16 protein-coding genes are annotated in these 15,488 nt (G+C 43.9%); 12 read left to right on the forward strand and 4 right to left on the reverse strand.

Features of this window, described 5'->3' with window-relative positions; genetic code table 11:
- Positions 1-70: 70 nt before the first annotated feature.
- Positions 71-934, reverse strand: a complete 864-nt coding sequence (locus TPSD3_RS03440) for an FAD/NAD(P)-binding protein (protein ID WP_086487184.1) — start codon at positions 932-934, stop codon at positions 71-73.
- Entirely contained in the window at positions 927-2,027 is a 1,101-nt protein-coding gene (locus TPSD3_RS03445; protein ID WP_086487185.1) for a 4Fe-4S dicluster domain-containing protein, read from the reverse strand. Before TPSD3_RS03445 ends, TPSD3_RS03440 begins: the two co-directional genes overlap by 8 nt.
- Positions 2,028-2,092: 65 nt before the next feature.
- Between TPSD3_RS03445 and bioB the strand changes: the two genes are divergently transcribed.
- The 4 genes from bioB to TPSD3_RS03465 are packed head-to-tail and all read left to right on the forward strand — an operon-like array spanning position 2,093 to position 5,085.
- The gene (gene bioB, locus TPSD3_RS03450) at positions 2,093-3,070 is read left to right on the forward strand and encodes a biotin synthase BioB (protein ID WP_086487186.1); all 978 of its coding nucleotides are present in this window, start codon (positions 2,093-2,095) and stop codon (positions 3,068-3,070) included.
- A gap of 23 nt (positions 3,071-3,093) precedes the next feature.
- Positions 3,094-3,546, forward strand: a complete 453-nt coding sequence (locus TPSD3_RS03455) for an outer membrane lipoprotein (protein ID WP_086487187.1) — start codon at positions 3,094-3,096, stop codon at positions 3,544-3,546.
- Positions 3,547-4,335, forward strand: a complete 789-nt coding sequence (locus TPSD3_RS03460) for a class I SAM-dependent methyltransferase (RefSeq protein ID WP_086487188.1) — start codon at positions 3,547-3,549, stop codon at positions 4,333-4,335.
- 3 nt (positions 4,336-4,338) lie between these two features.
- Positions 4,339-5,085 (forward strand): SDR family oxidoreductase, encoded by a 747-nt coding sequence (locus TPSD3_RS03465; protein ID WP_086487189.1) that lies wholly within the window; start codon positions 4,339-4,341, stop codon positions 5,083-5,085.
- An 80-nt stretch (positions 5,086-5,165) separates the two neighbouring features.
- On the opposite strand, the gene TPSD3_RS03470 is transcribed toward TPSD3_RS03465, so the two are convergent.
- A complete protein-coding gene (locus TPSD3_RS03470) occupies positions 5,166-5,525 on the reverse strand; it encodes a phasin family protein (RefSeq protein ID WP_086487190.1) in 360 nt (119 codons plus the stop codon).
- Positions 5,526-5,667: 142 nt separating this feature from the next.
- Positions 5,668-6,666: a YhdH/YhfP family quinone oxidoreductase gene (locus TPSD3_RS03475; protein ID WP_086487191.1), complete on the reverse strand. Its 999-nt coding sequence runs from the start codon at positions 6,664-6,666 to the stop codon at positions 5,668-5,670.
- 228 nt (positions 6,667-6,894) lie between these two features.
- Between TPSD3_RS03475 and rpoZ the strand changes: the two genes are divergently transcribed.
- The 8 genes from rpoZ to rpsL all read left to right on the forward strand — a co-directional run bounded on the left by rpoZ (position 6,895) and on the right by rpsL (position 15,450).
- Positions 6,895-7,122, forward strand: coding sequence for a DNA-directed RNA polymerase subunit omega (rpoZ, locus tag TPSD3_RS03480; protein ID WP_086487192.1), 228 nt, complete (start codon positions 6,895-6,897; stop codon positions 7,120-7,122).
- Between the two features lie 20 nt (positions 7,123-7,142).
- Positions 7,143-9,359: a RelA/SpoT family protein gene (locus tag TPSD3_RS03485; RefSeq protein WP_086487193.1), complete on the forward strand. Its 2,217-nt coding sequence runs from the start codon at positions 7,143-7,145 to the stop codon at positions 9,357-9,359.
- Positions 9,360-9,396: 37 nt separating this feature from the next.
- Positions 9,397-9,639, forward strand: coding sequence for a BolA family protein (locus tag TPSD3_RS03490; RefSeq protein WP_086487194.1), 243 nt, complete (start codon positions 9,397-9,399; stop codon positions 9,637-9,639).
- A gap of 71 nt (positions 9,640-9,710) precedes the next feature.
- Entirely contained in the window at positions 9,711-10,970 is a 1,260-nt protein-coding gene (gene murA, locus TPSD3_RS03495; RefSeq protein WP_086487195.1) for a UDP-N-acetylglucosamine 1-carboxyvinyltransferase, read from the forward strand.
- Between the two features lie 336 nt (positions 10,971-11,306).
- Complete coding sequence (locus TPSD3_RS03500) at positions 11,307-12,338, forward strand: IS630 family transposase (RefSeq protein ID WP_086486662.1); 1,032 nt, start codon at positions 11,307-11,309, stop codon at positions 12,336-12,338.
- 82 nt (positions 12,339-12,420) lie between these two features.
- Positions 12,421-13,461 (forward strand): TonB-dependent receptor plug domain-containing protein, encoded by a 1,041-nt coding sequence (locus tag TPSD3_RS03505; RefSeq protein ID WP_086487196.1) that lies wholly within the window; start codon positions 12,421-12,423, stop codon positions 13,459-13,461.
- A 90-nt stretch (positions 13,462-13,551) separates the two neighbouring features.
- Positions 13,552-14,652, forward strand: a complete 1,101-nt coding sequence (locus TPSD3_RS03510) for a TonB-dependent receptor domain-containing protein (protein WP_086487197.1) — start codon at positions 13,552-13,554, stop codon at positions 14,650-14,652.
- 423 nt (positions 14,653-15,075) lie between these two features.
- Positions 15,076-15,450: a 30S ribosomal protein S12 gene (gene rpsL / locus TPSD3_RS03515; RefSeq protein WP_086487198.1), complete on the forward strand. Its 375-nt coding sequence runs from the start codon at positions 15,076-15,078 to the stop codon at positions 15,448-15,450.
- The last annotated feature ends 38 nt before the right edge of the window (positions 15,451-15,488 follow it).

The raw sequence follows: 15,488 nt of genomic DNA on the forward strand, positions 1-15,488 counted from the left end.
TTATGAATGACTTAATTTTGGTATATTTACTGCTGAATTTAGGGCAGATATAAAAATCTGCCCCTACTCGTTAAAACCCACGCACCCCCAATAACGGCTCTAATTCAGGATAAGAATAAACAGGGCCATTCTTACAAATAAAACTCGCCCCAAATTGACAATGTCCGCAATGTCCTACTGCACATTGCATATTACGCTCCATGCTGAGATAAACCGAACGCGCTAACACCCCTTTTTCGATCAAATGCTGCGCGGCAGAACGCATCATGCCCTCTGGGCCACACATCATCACCATCGTGCGATCCGTGTGTACTTTTACTTCTTCAATCACCTTAATCCGCGGACTCACTTCCCACGGCCAATTGGGCGCGCCTTCGGTGGAAGCCACCAACACATGAGTATCTGGCACTTTTTGCCAACGTTCATAACGATCTGGCCAAATGAATTCATCCACATGTTTCACTTTCTGCACAATAGTCAAACGACCAAACCGCTCCCGCCGCCGCAAAATGTAATTAATCACCGACACCACCGGCGCACAACCCAATCCCCCCGATACAATAATTAAATCTTGTCCTTCAGCCTCACGCAGCGGCCAACCGCGTCCGAAAGGCCCCCGAATACCAATCCGTTGCCCTTGTTTTAATGCGGCAAAACCTTTGGTAACTCGGCCGACCCGATTAATCGTATGAATCAATAAATCTTCGTGTTCTGGATCGGAAACAATAGAGATCGCCACCTCTCCCACCCCGTATAAATACAACATATTAAATTGGCCGGGATGATAAGTGTACGTGGCATGAGCGACGGGATCGGTTAGACGCAAATGCAGGGTAAAAATAGTTTTCGATTCCTGCACAAAACGCACAATTTCCGCTTCTTGTGGCAAATACAAATTGTCTTCTTGCGTATTGGCAAAAGATTGACTAGGCATGAGCAGACACTCCTGAAATGATATTGGCTTCTTCTGTAATATCTATTCCTACGGGACACCAAGTTATACAACGACCACAACCCACACAACCACTGCGCCCATACTGCTCATGCCAACTGCCTAATTTATGCGTCAACCACTGGCGATAACGCAGTAACGCCGAATCTCGCAAAACAAAACTGTGCATGTAACTGTGACCTGACGTAAAACACGAATCCCATTGGCGATAATGGGTGCTGTTTTTCCCGTCAAAACTCGCTTCTTCGGTCTGATTGTGACAAAAACAAGTGGGACAAACTGAGGTACAATTGGTACAAGATAAACAACGCGCCGCCACCTCCGCCCAACGCGGATGGTCTAATTGAGAAAATAAGGCTTCTGACAAATGACGTGAGGCTAAATGTCGGGTTTGTGCGGCGATAGCGGCTTGATGTTGTGCGGTTGCGGCTTGATAGTGTTCTGGGCGGGCTTCGATTAGGGGCAATTGTGCGGCGATTTCTTTGGCTTTTTCGCTTTTAACGCGCAACAAAAAACCATCGTCCAACTCCGTCAACGCCATGTCAAAACCCGATTGCACATCTGGCCCATCGCCCGTACTGTGACAAAAACACGTGTCGGCCGGATGCGCACAGTCCAAAGCAATTAAAAACAAACTACGGCGACGACGGTTATAATAAGTATCCGCATAGTCTTGATAACAAAAATGTTGATCTTGCAATTGCAAAGCAGCCAAATCGCAACCGCGCACGCCAATCACGGCAGTGGGAATCGGAGTGGGCAGCGTTTCGACGAAACTTAAATTGCCGCGGGTATCACGTTCGACTTTCCACAACACTTCTCGCGGCGCGAAAGTGAGCGGTTTTAACGCCTGCGGCCCATTCGCCCATAGAAAATAACGCGGATCGTCGCTGTCAGTGAGTTGATAACGGCCGGGACTTTGTTGATCGCGCACGCCTCGCGGTAACTGGCTCACCAACGTGAGCGTATCAAATACAATGGCACCGTCTCGAATCTGCGGCCCCAAACAACGATAACCTGAACGTATTAAGACATCCAGTAGGCTCTGTAAATGATCTCGTGCTAAGAATTGCATGGGTGTTTTATCCTTTTATTTCCAAAATCATTTAACCACATTGACCCCTAAAATACAGTTACAATATGATTTCCATTAACGATCTTACGCCAAACCGTTTTCCTATTCGTCATGATTGGCAATTGCAAGAAATTCTTGATTTATTCGCATTACCGTTTAACGATTTATTATTTTACGCTCAATGTGTACATCGGAGCTATTTCCCCGCAAATCAAGTGCAATTAAGCACCCTTTTTAATATTAAAACAGGACGTTGTCCAGAGGATTGCGCGTATTGTTCGCAGAGTGTGCGTTTTGATACGGCGGTTGAAAGTACAGATTTGGCTGATTTTACGGATATTTTAGCCGCCGCGTATCAAGCAAAAGCCAATGGGGCGACTCGTTTTTGTATGGGTGCTGCATGGCGACAACCAAAGGATCGAGATTTGCCGCAGATCGTAGCCTTAATTCAAGCGGTAAAAGCCTTAGAGTTAGAAACGTGTGTGACATTAGGCATGTTAAACCCGAATCAAGCCCATGCCTTAAAAGCGGCAGGATTAGATTATTACAACCATAATTTAGACACTTCTGCGGCTTATTATGAACAGATCGTTAGCACGCATACTTATACGGATCGCTTGACGACTTTAAATCATGTCCGCGATGCGGGGATTAAAATCTGTTGCGGTGGCATTATCGGTTTGGGCGAAAATGAGACGGATCGCGCTGAATTATTACGTACTTTGGCCAATTTGCCGCAACATCCTGAAAGTGTGCCGATTAATCGTTTAGTGAAGATTGAAGGCACGCCTTTGGCGAATGCAGAAGCGGTGAGTGAATTAGATTTTGTGCGGACGATTGCGGTGGCGCGGATATTATTACCGGCTTCGTTTGTGCGCTTGTCGGCGGGGCGGGCTGAGATGACAGAAGAGTGTCAGGCTTTGTGTTTTTTAGCGGGTGCGAATTCTGTTTTTTACGGCGATAAATTATTGACCACTGCCAATTCAGAAATGAATCAAGATCAGCAATTATTTGATCGTTTGGGTATGGAGATGTACCCATAGGCGACAACGAGAGGTTTAACATCATGAAATCGATAAGATTAATCATCATCGCATTGTGTGTTTTAACATTAACGGCGTGTGCCAGCAGTCGTTCGGCTGAAATTTATACGCGGGATCAGGCGCGACAGGCTTATGTGGTGCAAACGGGAGTCGTGACGGATATTCGTGCCGTGCGCATTGAAGGCACAAAAAGCCCAATTGGTGCGTTGGGTGGTGCGGCCATTGGCAGTATTGCGGGTGGGAGCGTGGGCGGCGGACGCGGCAGTCAAGTGGCTGCAATTTTGGGCGGAATCGGCGGTTGGATTTTAGGCGCAACGGCCGAAGAAGCAGTGACACAACGCGATGGTTTTGAACTCACGGTGCGTTTAGACAGCGGAAGAATGATCGCGGTGGTGCAAGAAGCCGATGTGGCTTTTCGTTTAGGCGACCGCGTGCGCGTACTCAGTCAAGGCGGTGAAACGCGAGTGCGTTATTAGATGTTGCCTGTTGTTCCGCTCCTTAACACGCCTGACAATGCGGCATCGATTGAAAAATTACAGCAACAATTTGCGTTACCATTAATCACGCACTTGGATGATCGGGTGGATTTGTATTTGCAATTTCACGCGCAAGGCTTAGGTTTGTGTCAACGGGGTTCTGCGTTTAATCCTGTAGTGGTGGATTTTTTACACGGTCGGGTGGCATTTCGGCAACGGCAACAGGAAGGACGACGGCAACCTTTGGCGCGAGCGGTTGGTTTTGCGAAAAATCCCCAGCCCATTGTGATCGATGCAACGGCAGGTCTGGGACGCGATGCGTTTGTTTTGGCGAGTTTGGGCGCGCAGGTGATGATGGTAGAGCGTTCGCCCGTCATTGCTGCGTTATTAAGCGATGGCTTGCAACGTGCCATAACTGCGACTTTACAGCAAACCCAGCACGCGCCATTATCTGTTTTATTCACGCAACAATTGCAGTTATATTATGGTGATTCGCGCCATTATTTGGCTGAATTATTAAAAAAATATCCGCACGCGGTGATTTATCTCGATCCCATGTATCCGCATCGAGAAAAATCCGCGTTGGTAAAAAAAGAAATGCGTTTATTTCGCTTAGTGGTGGGCGATGATATGGACAGTGGCGATTTATTAATGCAAGCGTTGGCATTAGGTGCGCGGCGAATTGTGGTGAAACGGCCGAAATTAGCCAATGATTTAATGGCTCAATCGCCGACGATGCGTATTGTCAGCGAACAAACCCGTTATGATGTTTATTTAAATGGAAATTAACTGATGCAAAAGCGAATTTTAATCTTAGGGGCAACGTCAGCGATTGCCCAAGCAACAGCGCGTGAATGGGCAAATGAAGAAAACGCGCAATTTTTTCTCGTGGCGCGAGATCAGGCTAAATTAGATGCCGTGGCGGCTGATTTAACTGTGCGTGGGGCGAATAGGGTGGAATGTGAAGCGATAGATTTAACGCAATTGGCGTTATTGCCTGCATTAATTCAGCGGGCTGAACAGGCGTTAAATGGGATTGATATTGTTTTAATTGCGCACGGGATATTGGGCAATCAACACGCCGAAGAAAAAAACAGCACGCAAGCGATGGCAAATTTTCAGGCGAATTTGCTCAGTCCAGTGGTGTTATTAACGGCACTTACACCTATTTTTATGCAGCAACGTTATGGTTGCATTGCGGTGATTAGTTCAGTTGCAGGAGATCGGGGACGGCAGAGTAATTATTATTATGGCGCAGCTAAAGGCGGTTTAACCTTGTTTTTACAAGGATTACGCAACCGTTTACAACCTTATCATGTGAATGTATTAACGATTAAACCCGGCTTTGTCGATACGCCCATGACCGCGGCCATTCAACCCAAAGGCGCGTTATGGGCTAAACCAGAAGCAATTGGTAAAGGCATTGTTAAAGCGGTGAAAAAACAACGTGATGTGGTTTATTTGCCGAGTATTTGGTGGTTAATTATGTTGATTATTCGCAGCATTCCTGAGATGGTATTTAAACGGTTGAAATTGTAACTTTTATTTTCAACGCAGAAATAAAAAAGACAGTCTTAAAAAAAGACTGTCTTCTTTACAATGCACCCGACTTAAATAAATTAAGCGGCGACTTTAGCAAAAGGATTGTAGCTGGCAGCTTGTTTAAAACTGGTTTCTAACAATTCGTTGACCTTGTTCTTGCCATCAACTAAAATTTCCATCGTAGAACGGCTGTTTTCCAACACTTTCTTGCTCAGGTCTTGCATGGCTTGGGCTTGGATGGACATTACGTCTTGTACGCGCTTGGCTTCGCTCAGTGATTTGAGGTGTTTCGCGCTGCTGTCAGCATAGCTGCCAACCACTTCCATTTGTTGGTTTAACAAAGAGTTGGCGATACCGGTGTTGATGTCAGCCAATTTTTGCATGGTTTCTACGGCAGATTTGTTTAAGTCAGCCCATTGTTTCATTTGTTCTTTCATTTGGAATACTCCAGAGTCGTTTAAGGTAAGGTTTATAGGTGAGGTAAAAAACTTGTGCAATGCAGCATTGATGCAATGCACAATAAAGCATTCGACAGGGGCTGTCAAGACTTTTTTTGTCTTACTTCACATCATTTTCACCTTAGGCCAATTTCACCACGACTCGCCCTTGTACCTGACCATGTAGAATTTTATCGATATAAACCGTGTTAAGCGTTTCCAAATCGGTGACGGTCATCAAACTTTCCAATTCAGGAAATCGCCACTCATTGGCCATCAACGTCCATAATATGGCGCGTTCATCGGCAGGAAATTCTACCGATTCCACGCCGATCAAGGTGATTCCGCGCAAAATAAAAGGAAAAACAGAAGTGGCAAACTCCGCCGCCGACACCAAACCACAACAGGTCACTGCCCCAGCATAATCCACTGATTTTAAAGCCGTGGCTAAAATATCTCCGCCAACGGTATCCAATACACCCGCCCACCGCGCTTTTAACAACGGACGCGGGCTGAGATCGATCAATTCTTCCCGCCCAATAATACGATGCGCGCCCAAGCGTTCCAATAACGGCTTGGCTTCTGGTTTTCCTGTTGCGGCCACCACGCGATAACCCAAATGTGCCAGTAAACCCACGCCAATACTGCCTACGCCGCCGCTAGCACCGGTGACTAAAATTTCTCCGTTTTGCGGCAAAATCGCATGTTGTCGCAAACGATAAACGGAAATGGCCGCGGTTAAGCCTGCTGTGCCGTAGAGCATGGCAGTTTGTAAACTTAAATTTTCTGGACAACGCACCAACCAACTCGCTGGCACGCGCACATAACGCCCATATCCCCCAGAGGTATTCATTCCCAAATCATGTCCCGTCACAATCACTGGATCGCCCACTTGCCAATCAGGATGTTGTGTTTCAACAATAATCCCTGCGGCATCAATCCCCGGCGTATGGGGATAATGGCGAGTGACTCCTTTATTCCCCGTTGCGGAAAGGGCATCTTTGTAGTTTAACGAAGACCAGTGGACTTCTATCAACACCTCGCCTGCCGGTAAATCGTCAATCGAACGTTGAATGATGCGCCGTTGAAAATGTTGCGCTGCATCTTCTTCAATCCATAAGGCGTTAAATAATTGGCTCATAACGGCTCCTTTTTTGGTGGTGTGGTAATGGGTTAATGAAATGCTCCCAATGTTATTTAATAATACATTAATCACAATAATTACAATGGGAAAATAAGCAGTTATTGTAAGACTTTTACCTCCGCTTGTTGAAAGGCCACCAGTTGGGTAAACTAACAGACCGTTGATAAAAATCAGCAGAATTATTTTTTCTTTTCTGCTCCCTTTTCTCCCATTTTGAGACCCAACATGGCACGTTTAACTGTAGAAGATTGTTTAGATCACGTAGAAAATCGTTTTGAATTGGTGATTGTTGCCAGCAAACGCGCTCGACAACTGGCGATGGGCGCAACCCCCTACGTTGCCCCCGAAAAAGATAAACCCACCGTTATCGCATTGCGCGAAATTGCCGAAGGCAAAATTAACGCGCAAAACGTCAATAAAACCTCACCCACAACCTCCGCTCGATTTGAATAAATTTGGGGAACTAGCACCTTATGTTGGGTACGCCGCGAGTGTTAATCAGTGATTTGTGCGAATTGGCAGAAACTTATTTAGAACCCGCACACGTCAAATCCATTTTTGCCGCCTACCTTTTTGGTGCTGAAGCCCACGAAGGGCAGTATCGTCGTTCTGGGGAAGCCTTTATTTTTCACCCTGTTGCTGTGGCACATATTTTGGCACAAATGCGCATGGATGCACCGACTTTGTGCGCGGCGATTCTGCACGATGTGATTGAAGATACGCCTTGTTTACAAGAAGAAATCACGCGACTGTTTGGCGAAGATGTCACCCGCTTGGTTGATGGAGTCAGTAAATTAACCCGAATGCCCTCGCAAACCCGCGAAGAAGCACAAGCCGAAAGTTTTCGCAAAATGATCCTTGCCATGAGTAAGGATATTCGTGTGATTATCATCAAGTTAGCGGATCGCCTGCATAACATGCGCACCATCGCGCACATGAAACCCGAATCACAAAAACGCATTGCACGCGAAACGCTTGATATTTATGCGTTAATTGCGGGACGTTTGGGTATGAATGCCATTCGTACCGAATTGGAAGATTTAAGTTTTGCGGTGCTGTATCCCGTGCGTTATCGGGTGATTGAGCAAGCAGTGACCCGACATTCCCAGATTCGTCGAGACATTTTACAGCACATTGAAACCGCCATCAGTCAACGTCTGGCACAACATCAATTAACCGATGCCCAAGTGATTCGCACAGATCGGCATTATTACGGCATTTACCGCAAAATGCGCGAAAAAAAACGCGACATCGACAGCGGCAAGCATATTGATACGTTCAAAAGTGTGATAGAAGCTTGTCGTTTTGCCATTGTCGTTAAGGACAGTGCGCAATGTTATAGTGCGCTTGGTGTTTTACATAATTTGTATAAACCTGTTGCTGAACAATTTAGAGATTACATTGCCATTCCGCGTATGAGTGGTTATCAGGCTTTGCATACAACTTTATTTGGCCCGCAGGGATTAAAAATTGCCGCACAGATTCGCAGCCAAGCCATGCAAGAAATTGCCGACATGGGGATTGCGTCACAAGGATTGTATCGGTTTAACGAGGTGTCTCACGAAACTCGTCAAGTGACGCAACAACGTGCCATTGATTGGTTGCGCAGTTTGCTAGAAATTCAACAAAGTGCGGGTAATTGTCAAGAATTCTTAGAAAATGTGAAAATGGACTTATTTCCCAATGAAGTGTATGTTTTTACTCCCAAAGGTCAAATTTTACAATTGCCAAGAGGTGCGACGGCATTAGACTTTGCTTATGCCGTACACAGTGAAGTGGGTTTGCATTGTCATTTGGTGAAAATTGATAATAATTATGTTCGTCCTGGTACTGTTTTAGAAAGCGGTCAAACCATTGAAATTTTTGTCAATAAAAACAGCTACCCCATTCCTAAACATTTAAATCAAGTGGTGACCGCCAGAGCGCGTAGCCAAATTCGTTCTTTTTTGCGCAATCAAGAAACCACCGATGCCAAAAAATTAGGACGAAGATTATTAGAAAATGAATTAGCTCCTTATCGTGTTCGTTTAAATCAATTGAGCGAAGAGCAATTACAACAATTATTAATAGTAGCGAATTGTCAGCATTTGGATCAATTGTTAATTCAAATTGGATCGGGACATCCCCTCACCGCGGTGTTGACCCATCAAATTGCCGCCATGTTTGACACGGCAACAAAAACAGAGGCTTCGTCTAGGGACAATGAGGCGACGACAGAAGAGCCTTATTCCCCACCCGAAACGAAAACTTTACTGATTAAAGGCACAGAAGGTGTCATGTTGCAATATGCGCGCTGTTGTCGGCCGATTCCCGGTGATGATATTGTTGGATTTGTCAGTGCGGGACGAGGTTTGGTGATTCATCGCAGTCATTGCAAAAATGTCCGCGATCATCGCCAGCAAACGAATGATAAATATATCAATATTGCTTGGGACAATCATGTGCAAGGGGAATATTTGGTGGATGTGCGTTTAGATGTCACCAATGAGGTGGGCGTACTTGCTACCATTGCGACTACGCTAACTGCCATGAATGTAAATATCGAAACGATTGCCAATGAAAATGAAAGTGTCCACACCAGTGTCTTGTGTCTGTGTATCTCTGTGCGAGATCGACAACATTTAGCCAGTATTATCCGTGACTTGCGTCGTTTAAGGGTCGTCACCAAAATTCAACGAATGCGGTCATGATTTTTTCTTCACTTTTTAAGAATCTGAGAATGTTACTATGGAAATTTCTGAAATTCAGCAACTCATTCAAGCCGGGTTACCCGGTGCCGAAGTGCAAATAGATGGCGACGGCAGTCATTTTAATGCGCATATTATTTACGAAGGATTTGAGGGTAAAACCTTAATTAAACAACACCAAATGGTTTATGCCACATTAGGCGAACATTTCCAAACCAATGCCATTCACGCATTAAGCCTAAAAACGTACACTCCTGAACAATGGAAAAAAGTGATTAAATAACTTTTTTCTTTTCTTTTTAATTTCTATTTTTAACCGCTTTTTCTTACGATTTTTTTCCACACAGTAAAAATATGGATAAATTATTAATTCGCGGTGGCCATCCGCTTCATGGTGAGGTGCGCATTTCAGGAGCGAAAAATGCTGCATTACCGATTCTTGCTGCCACTTTATTAGCCGACTCTCAATGTTACATTCGCAATGTGCCGCATTTACAAGACATTACGACCATGATGGTTTTATTAGGGCGCATGGGAGTGGAATTGGTGGTGGATGAAAAATTGAATATCGAAGTCAATAGCAATCAAGTCCACAGTTGTAGCGCACCTTATGAATTGGTGAAAACCATGCGGGCTTCAATTTTGGTGTTGGGACCATTGTTGGCGCGGTTTGGGGAGGCGCACGTGTCGTTGCCCGGCGGCTGTGCGATTGGAGCGCGTCCTGTGAATTTACACATCAAAGGCTTAGAAGCGATGGGCGCGAGTATTCAGGTTGAAAATGGTTACATTACGGCCAAAGCCAAGCGATTACGCGGTGCGCGTTTGTGTATGGAATTGGTGACGGTGACTGGCACGGAAAATTTGATGATGGCCGCCGCATTAGCCAACGGGGAGACGGTGATTGAAAACGCAGCACGTGAGCCTGAAGTGGTTGATTTGGCGCGTTTACTCAATGCGATGGGGGCAAAAATTGTGGGCGCAGGCACGGATACGCTGCATATTCAAGGGGTTGAAACCTTACACGGCGCAGAACATGAAGTGTTACCCGACCGCATTGAAAGTGGGACATTTTTAGTCGCCGCGGCGATTACGGGCGGAAAAGTACGATTACATGATACCGATCCCAGTTTGCTTGATGCGGTGTTGTTCAAATTGCAAGAAGCGGGGGCGACGATTGAGACGGGAACGGATTGGATTGAATTAGACATGCACGGGCAACGTCCTAAATCAGTTGATGTTTACACTGCGCCTTACCCGGCATTTCCTACGGACATGCAGGCGCAATTTTTCGCGCTCAATGCGATTGCTGACGGGGTGGCGACGTTACGCGAAACCATTTTTGAAAATCGGTTTATGCACGCTTTAGAATTACAACGACTTGGGGCGCGTATTCAAATTGAAGGCAACACGGCGGTGATTCGCGGTGTCTCCGAATTACAAGCGGCTCCTGTTATGGCCACAGATTTGCGTGCTTCAGCCAGTTTAGTCTTAGCTGGTTTGGTGGCCAAAGGCGATACTTTGGTAGATCGCATTTACCATATTGATCGCGGTTACGAACGCATTGAAGAAAAATTAACGTTATTAGGTGCGGATATTCGCCGCGTTAGACATTAATTTTATTTGTTTTATTTGCTTGATTAGTTCCTTTCATTTTAAGTATACCAAAAAGATATGATTCATAGAATCCTTAATTTGTCAGAATCAGAATTTACAGACACAAAAATTTTCAAAATTTATTCTTGTAAGTCGTTTATTTTAAACAGATTTTTTATTCTTTAATTCTGAAAACTTAAAATTCTGTAAATTCTGATTCTGACAGAAAAATTTTATGAATGACTTAATTTTGGTATAGAATAATGTCGCTGTCATTGTCCAGTTAGGCCAGCACCAACATCTCTATACCAATTTTTTCAGAGTCGTATAATAATACTTTTCAAATAGGAGAGAATAATGAACAAGAGATATGAAGATTTAGAAGAGTTAATGTCAACAGGTGAAGCGAGAGAAGTGAAGCGAGCGATGGCAGTAAGAATGTCTTTGCTTGGTTTTGTGCGTGCGGAAGCGGCTTTAGCGTGTTGTGTCAGTGTGCAATTTGTGGATAAATGGAAAGCCATTTATTTAGCGTCAGGGGTGGAAGGATTAAAGTTAGCGTATAAAGGCTCGCCAGGGTATTTAAAGCCGCGTGAACGAGAAGATGTGATTAATTGGATACAAGAAAAGAAGACAATAACAATAGAGGAACTAAAGAGATACTTAAAAGAGGAGTATGATGTTTTCTATTCTTCAAATACTTCTTATACTAAATTATTAGAAGAAGCGAATTTAAGTTATAAGAAGACACACAAAGAGAATTCGGCAAAAGATGAGGTAAAAGTAGAAGCTAAAAAAAAAGAGATTAAGGATTTAATAGATAAGGAGCGTGAACAGATAGAAAGTGGAGAGGTAATGTACTGGATGCAAGACGAAAGCCATCAGTTGTGGGGAGATATTTGTGGTTATGTTTGGTCGAAAAAAGGAGAAAGAACGTCAATAAAGATGAGTAATTATCGCACTTCTCAAACGTGGTATGGAGCGGTGAATATTTATACGGGAGAATTTATTTTAGATAGGGCAAAGAAAGCTGATACAAAATATACGATAGACTTTATTAACTGGCTCATTTACAGATATAAAGAAGCCCGTCATGTGATTATTTGGGATGGTGCAAGTTATCATCGTTCTGAAGGTTTAAGAACTTATTTAGAGAAATTAAATGGGGGACTTCCAGAATCAGAATGGAAAGTTCGTTTATTAAGATTTGCGCCCAATGCCCCAGAGCAAAATCCAGTCGAGGATATTTGGCTTCAAGGTAAGAATTGGGTCAGAAAGAATTTTCATCGTCTATCAAGCTTTAAAGAAGTCACTAGTATGTTTGAGACCTTTTTGTCAGGTAAAGTGTTTAAGTTTAATAAAATTAAACAGTATCTTATACCTAATATCTAGCTAGATATTAAAACTTAATTTGTTTTTATATCTCACATAATTTTGGTATATCTTATTCGCCAATAACTTTTGGACGGAAATAATGACATTATTCTACCCCTCAAGTTGTAATAAATTTATCACTGTATTAGCATTAAGTGCTGTATTTAATGTTGCATTTGCCAGTCAGATCGATTTGGATAAATTAAAAACGATGGATTTGGCCGATCTGCTCAACATTACTATCGAAACCGCCTCTGGTGTAGAAGAAAAATTATTCGATGCGCCCGCTACGATGGTGGTTGTCACGGCAGAGCAAATTGCCCAGCGCGGTTATCATCATTTGACTGAAGTATTGCAGGATTTACCCGGATTTGACGTGGTCATCGCAAATGGTGCTTTTTATAGCAACAGCTACCAACGTGGCTATCGTTTACCTACCATGAGTCGAACGTTACTCATGATTGATGGGGTGGTAGATAACTTATTGTGGTCGCAAGAAGCCACTATTTCTCGACAATATCCTTTGTCTAATATCCAACGTATTGAAGTGCTTTATGGACCTGCCAGCGCAATTTATGGCCCTAATGCGTTTTTAGGTGTTATTAACCTCATTACTAAGAACGGCAGCGAATTAGAAAAAGGACAAATTAAAGGTGAAATTAATGCCTTAATGGGCAGTTTCAATTCTAAAGGTGCAGAGGTCACTTTGAGAGGTCGCCCAGCCGAAGAGTTATCTTTTTCTTTAGCGGCTAAATTATTTCACAGTGATGAAGCTGATTTAACAGGACGTTGGGGATTTACTAATGCTGAACAATTGGCAAATCGGGATATTTGGGGGCCGATTTTAGATTTAGAACACCAAGGAAAACGCTTTGGGGAATATCATGATCCCACTGAAGATTATGGCGTTATTGCCAGTGTAAATTATAAAGGACTTAAATTGGGTGTGATTCACTGGCGACTTAAAGAAGGTTATGGTGCTTTTTACGCCAGCGACCGGACGCAGCCTAACACATTTTGGAGCAGAGATAATGATCAATTATATGTAGATTATAAAAAATCTCCTCATGCCGCTTTAACATTAACCAGTCATATTTCTTATCAGAAAACCCATATTCATGGTTATTGGGCGGAAGCGTAACCAGATAGAGAAGAAGGACGCGAAGATTATTCTTATATCAGCTTAACGCGATGGAATTCAGTGAATAATCGTTGATTATTTAAACAAGATGTGGAATATCAAATCAGTGAACCATTATTTTTATTAGCGGGTGTTAAATATCAACGTAATGAATTAACTAAAGGTTACGATGTTCCCGGTTATTGGCCGCCTGCATTCAGTTCAACGGCTGAACCCGGATCAGCCATTGGACGCAGCACAGATGAGTTTTACCACGTTCCTCCCCCACCTCAAGAAAATGTACCTGATGCGCTCCTCACCACCACCAGAGACGTAGGCGGCTATTTGCAAGCAACATTTGACAAAGCCCCTTGGCGTTTTAATGTCGGGGTGCGTTACGATAAAAATTCGGTGTATGGCAGTGTGGTTAATCCGCGTTCTGCCATTATTTATCATTACGATGAGAATTGGACATTTAAATTATTACACGGGCGCGCCTTTCAAGAACCCGCAGCTTTGCAATTGTGGGGCGGTTGGAGCGGTCGCTTTGCCAATGAAAATTTAAAAGCGGAACGGGTGCAAAATATGGAAGCCGTAGTGATGCACCGTCATCGCCAATTGTTACATGAATTATCAATTTATAATGCCCATTACAGCGATGTCATTAAGGAAGAAGCAGAAAATGGCGGCGAACGTGACATTTTCGGTCTTGAATATCGTTTGCAAACGCCCGTGAGCAATCCCTTATACGAAAAAGATATTGAACTTTATTTTAATTACAGCTATGCCCGTCCTAAAAGCGGCACTCACTACGATCACGATGAGGGACAATGGCGATTAGGCAATGCTGATTTAGGAGATATTGCACGGCATAAATGGAATCTTGGTTTTAATGTACCATTCAACGCCCATTGGAATTTTAATATCAGAGCCAACTATGTGGGATCGCGGGAACTTTATTTACGCAATCCTTTACGGCAATCTCGTCAAATTGATGCTTATTTTCTTTTAAACAGCGCGCTGACTTACCACTACGATCCGTTTTCTGTGACGCTGAAAGTGCTTAATTTATTGGATAAAGAATATTTACATCCCGGAGGCGAAACGGCTAGTTCAGGCGATGATTTTTCTCAACGTTCATTGGGTTATCAAAACTCTTTAATTCCTCAAGAAGGGCGATCTTTTTGGCTAAATGCGCAGTGGCGATTTTAGCGCATCTGGTCAGAACTTCAGTCGATCCATCCTAACGACAACCCTTAATGTTTACAATAAAAAATACACTCTCTGCGCCAACCAACCAAAAAATAAAATATTCCCTTGACGTAACCCTTTTTTTTCCTTAGAATCCTCCGGCTTTAGGCGCGTCAACCTTTTGAGATTTGTTCTTGAGACGCGCTTTTATCTGAATTTTTGAAAGGACTCGGCGGGTTTATCTTTCAACCCGTGCGAACGTGTGCTATATTGCCCAATTTTAACAAAACTTTATGGCCAAACCACACCCAAAGCCGCTGCTTCGTTTTGTTGGCTTTTTGTGTTGATCACCGGTCACTTTACTCGTGTTCTTTCAAATTCTGGCAAAACAGGAAAATTATCACCTCCTGTTCCATAAAGTCACCGATTTAGCCCGGAGCAATGATGGCAACCATTAATCAGTTGGTGCGTAAACCACGTAAACCCCAAAAAGTTAAAAGTAACGTTCCCGCGCTTGAAAGCTGCCCGCAAAAACGCGGCGTTTGTACTCGTGTTTATACCACAACCCCCAAAAAACCTAACTCGGCGATGCGTAAAGTCGCACGGGTACGCTTAACCAACGGCATGGAAGTGACCACCTACATCGGCGGCGAAGGACACAACCTGCAAGAACACTCCGTGGTCTTGATTCGCGGCGGTCGGGTAAAAGACTTACCTGGCGTGCGTTACCACACCGTGCGCGGCTGTTTAGATACCTCTGGTGTCAACAAGAGACGGCAAGGTCGTTCTAAATACGGGGCGAAACGTCCTAAAGGTTAAGTCTTACATTTTTGCTGCTACTCCATTGATTGAGGTAA

The organism is Thioflexithrix psekupsensis (genome assembly GCF_002149925.1).
Taxonomy (GTDB): Bacteria; Pseudomonadota; Gammaproteobacteria; order Beggiatoales; family Beggiatoaceae; genus Thioflexithrix; species Thioflexithrix psekupsensis.

What these genes read in the sequence shown, in the direction of transcription:
- TPSD3_RS03460 (WP_086487188.1), top strand. Translation starts at nt 3,547, where the DNA reads ATGTTGCCTGTTGTTCCGCTCCTTAACACGCCTGACAATGCGGCATCG.
- TPSD3_RS03445 (WP_086487185.1), bottom strand. Translation starts at nt 2,027, where the DNA reads ATGCAATTCTTAGCACGAGATCATTTACAGAGCCTACTGGATGTCTTA.
- TPSD3_RS03500 (WP_086486662.1), top strand. Translation starts at nt 11,307, where the DNA reads ATGAACAAGAGATATGAAGATTTAGAAGAGTTAATGTCAACAGGTGAA.
- bioB (WP_086487186.1), top strand. Translation starts at nt 2,093, where the DNA reads ATGATTTCCATTAACGATCTTACGCCAAACCGTTTTCCTATTCGTCAT.
- TPSD3_RS03440 (WP_086487184.1), bottom strand. Translation starts at nt 934, where the DNA reads ATGCCTAGTCAATCTTTTGCCAATACGCAAGAAGACAATTTGTATTTG.
- rpsL (WP_086487198.1), top strand. Translation starts at nt 15,076, where the DNA reads ATGGCAACCATTAATCAGTTGGTGCGTAAACCACGTAAACCCCAAAAA.
- TPSD3_RS03505 (WP_086487196.1), top strand. Translation starts at nt 12,421, where the DNA reads ATGACATTATTCTACCCCTCAAGTTGTAATAAATTTATCACTGTATTA.
- murA (WP_086487195.1), top strand. Translation starts at nt 9,711, where the DNA reads ATGGATAAATTATTAATTCGCGGTGGCCATCCGCTTCATGGTGAGGTG.
- TPSD3_RS03470 (WP_086487190.1), bottom strand. Translation starts at nt 5,525, where the DNA reads ATGAAAGAACAAATGAAACAATGGGCTGACTTAAACAAATCTGCCGTA.
- TPSD3_RS03475 (WP_086487191.1), bottom strand. Translation starts at nt 6,666, where the DNA reads ATGAGCCAATTATTTAACGCCTTATGGATTGAAGAAGATGCAGCGCAA.
- TPSD3_RS03455 (WP_086487187.1), top strand. Translation starts at nt 3,094, where the DNA reads ATGAAATCGATAAGATTAATCATCATCGCATTGTGTGTTTTAACATTA.
- TPSD3_RS03465 (WP_086487189.1), top strand. Translation starts at nt 4,339, where the DNA reads ATGCAAAAGCGAATTTTAATCTTAGGGGCAACGTCAGCGATTGCCCAA.
- TPSD3_RS03490 (WP_086487194.1), top strand. Translation starts at nt 9,397, where the DNA reads ATGGAAATTTCTGAAATTCAGCAACTCATTCAAGCCGGGTTACCCGGT.
- TPSD3_RS03485 (WP_086487193.1), top strand. Translation starts at nt 7,143, where the DNA reads ATGTTGGGTACGCCGCGAGTGTTAATCAGTGATTTGTGCGAATTGGCA.
- rpoZ (WP_086487192.1), top strand. Translation starts at nt 6,895, where the DNA reads ATGGCACGTTTAACTGTAGAAGATTGTTTAGATCACGTAGAAAATCGT.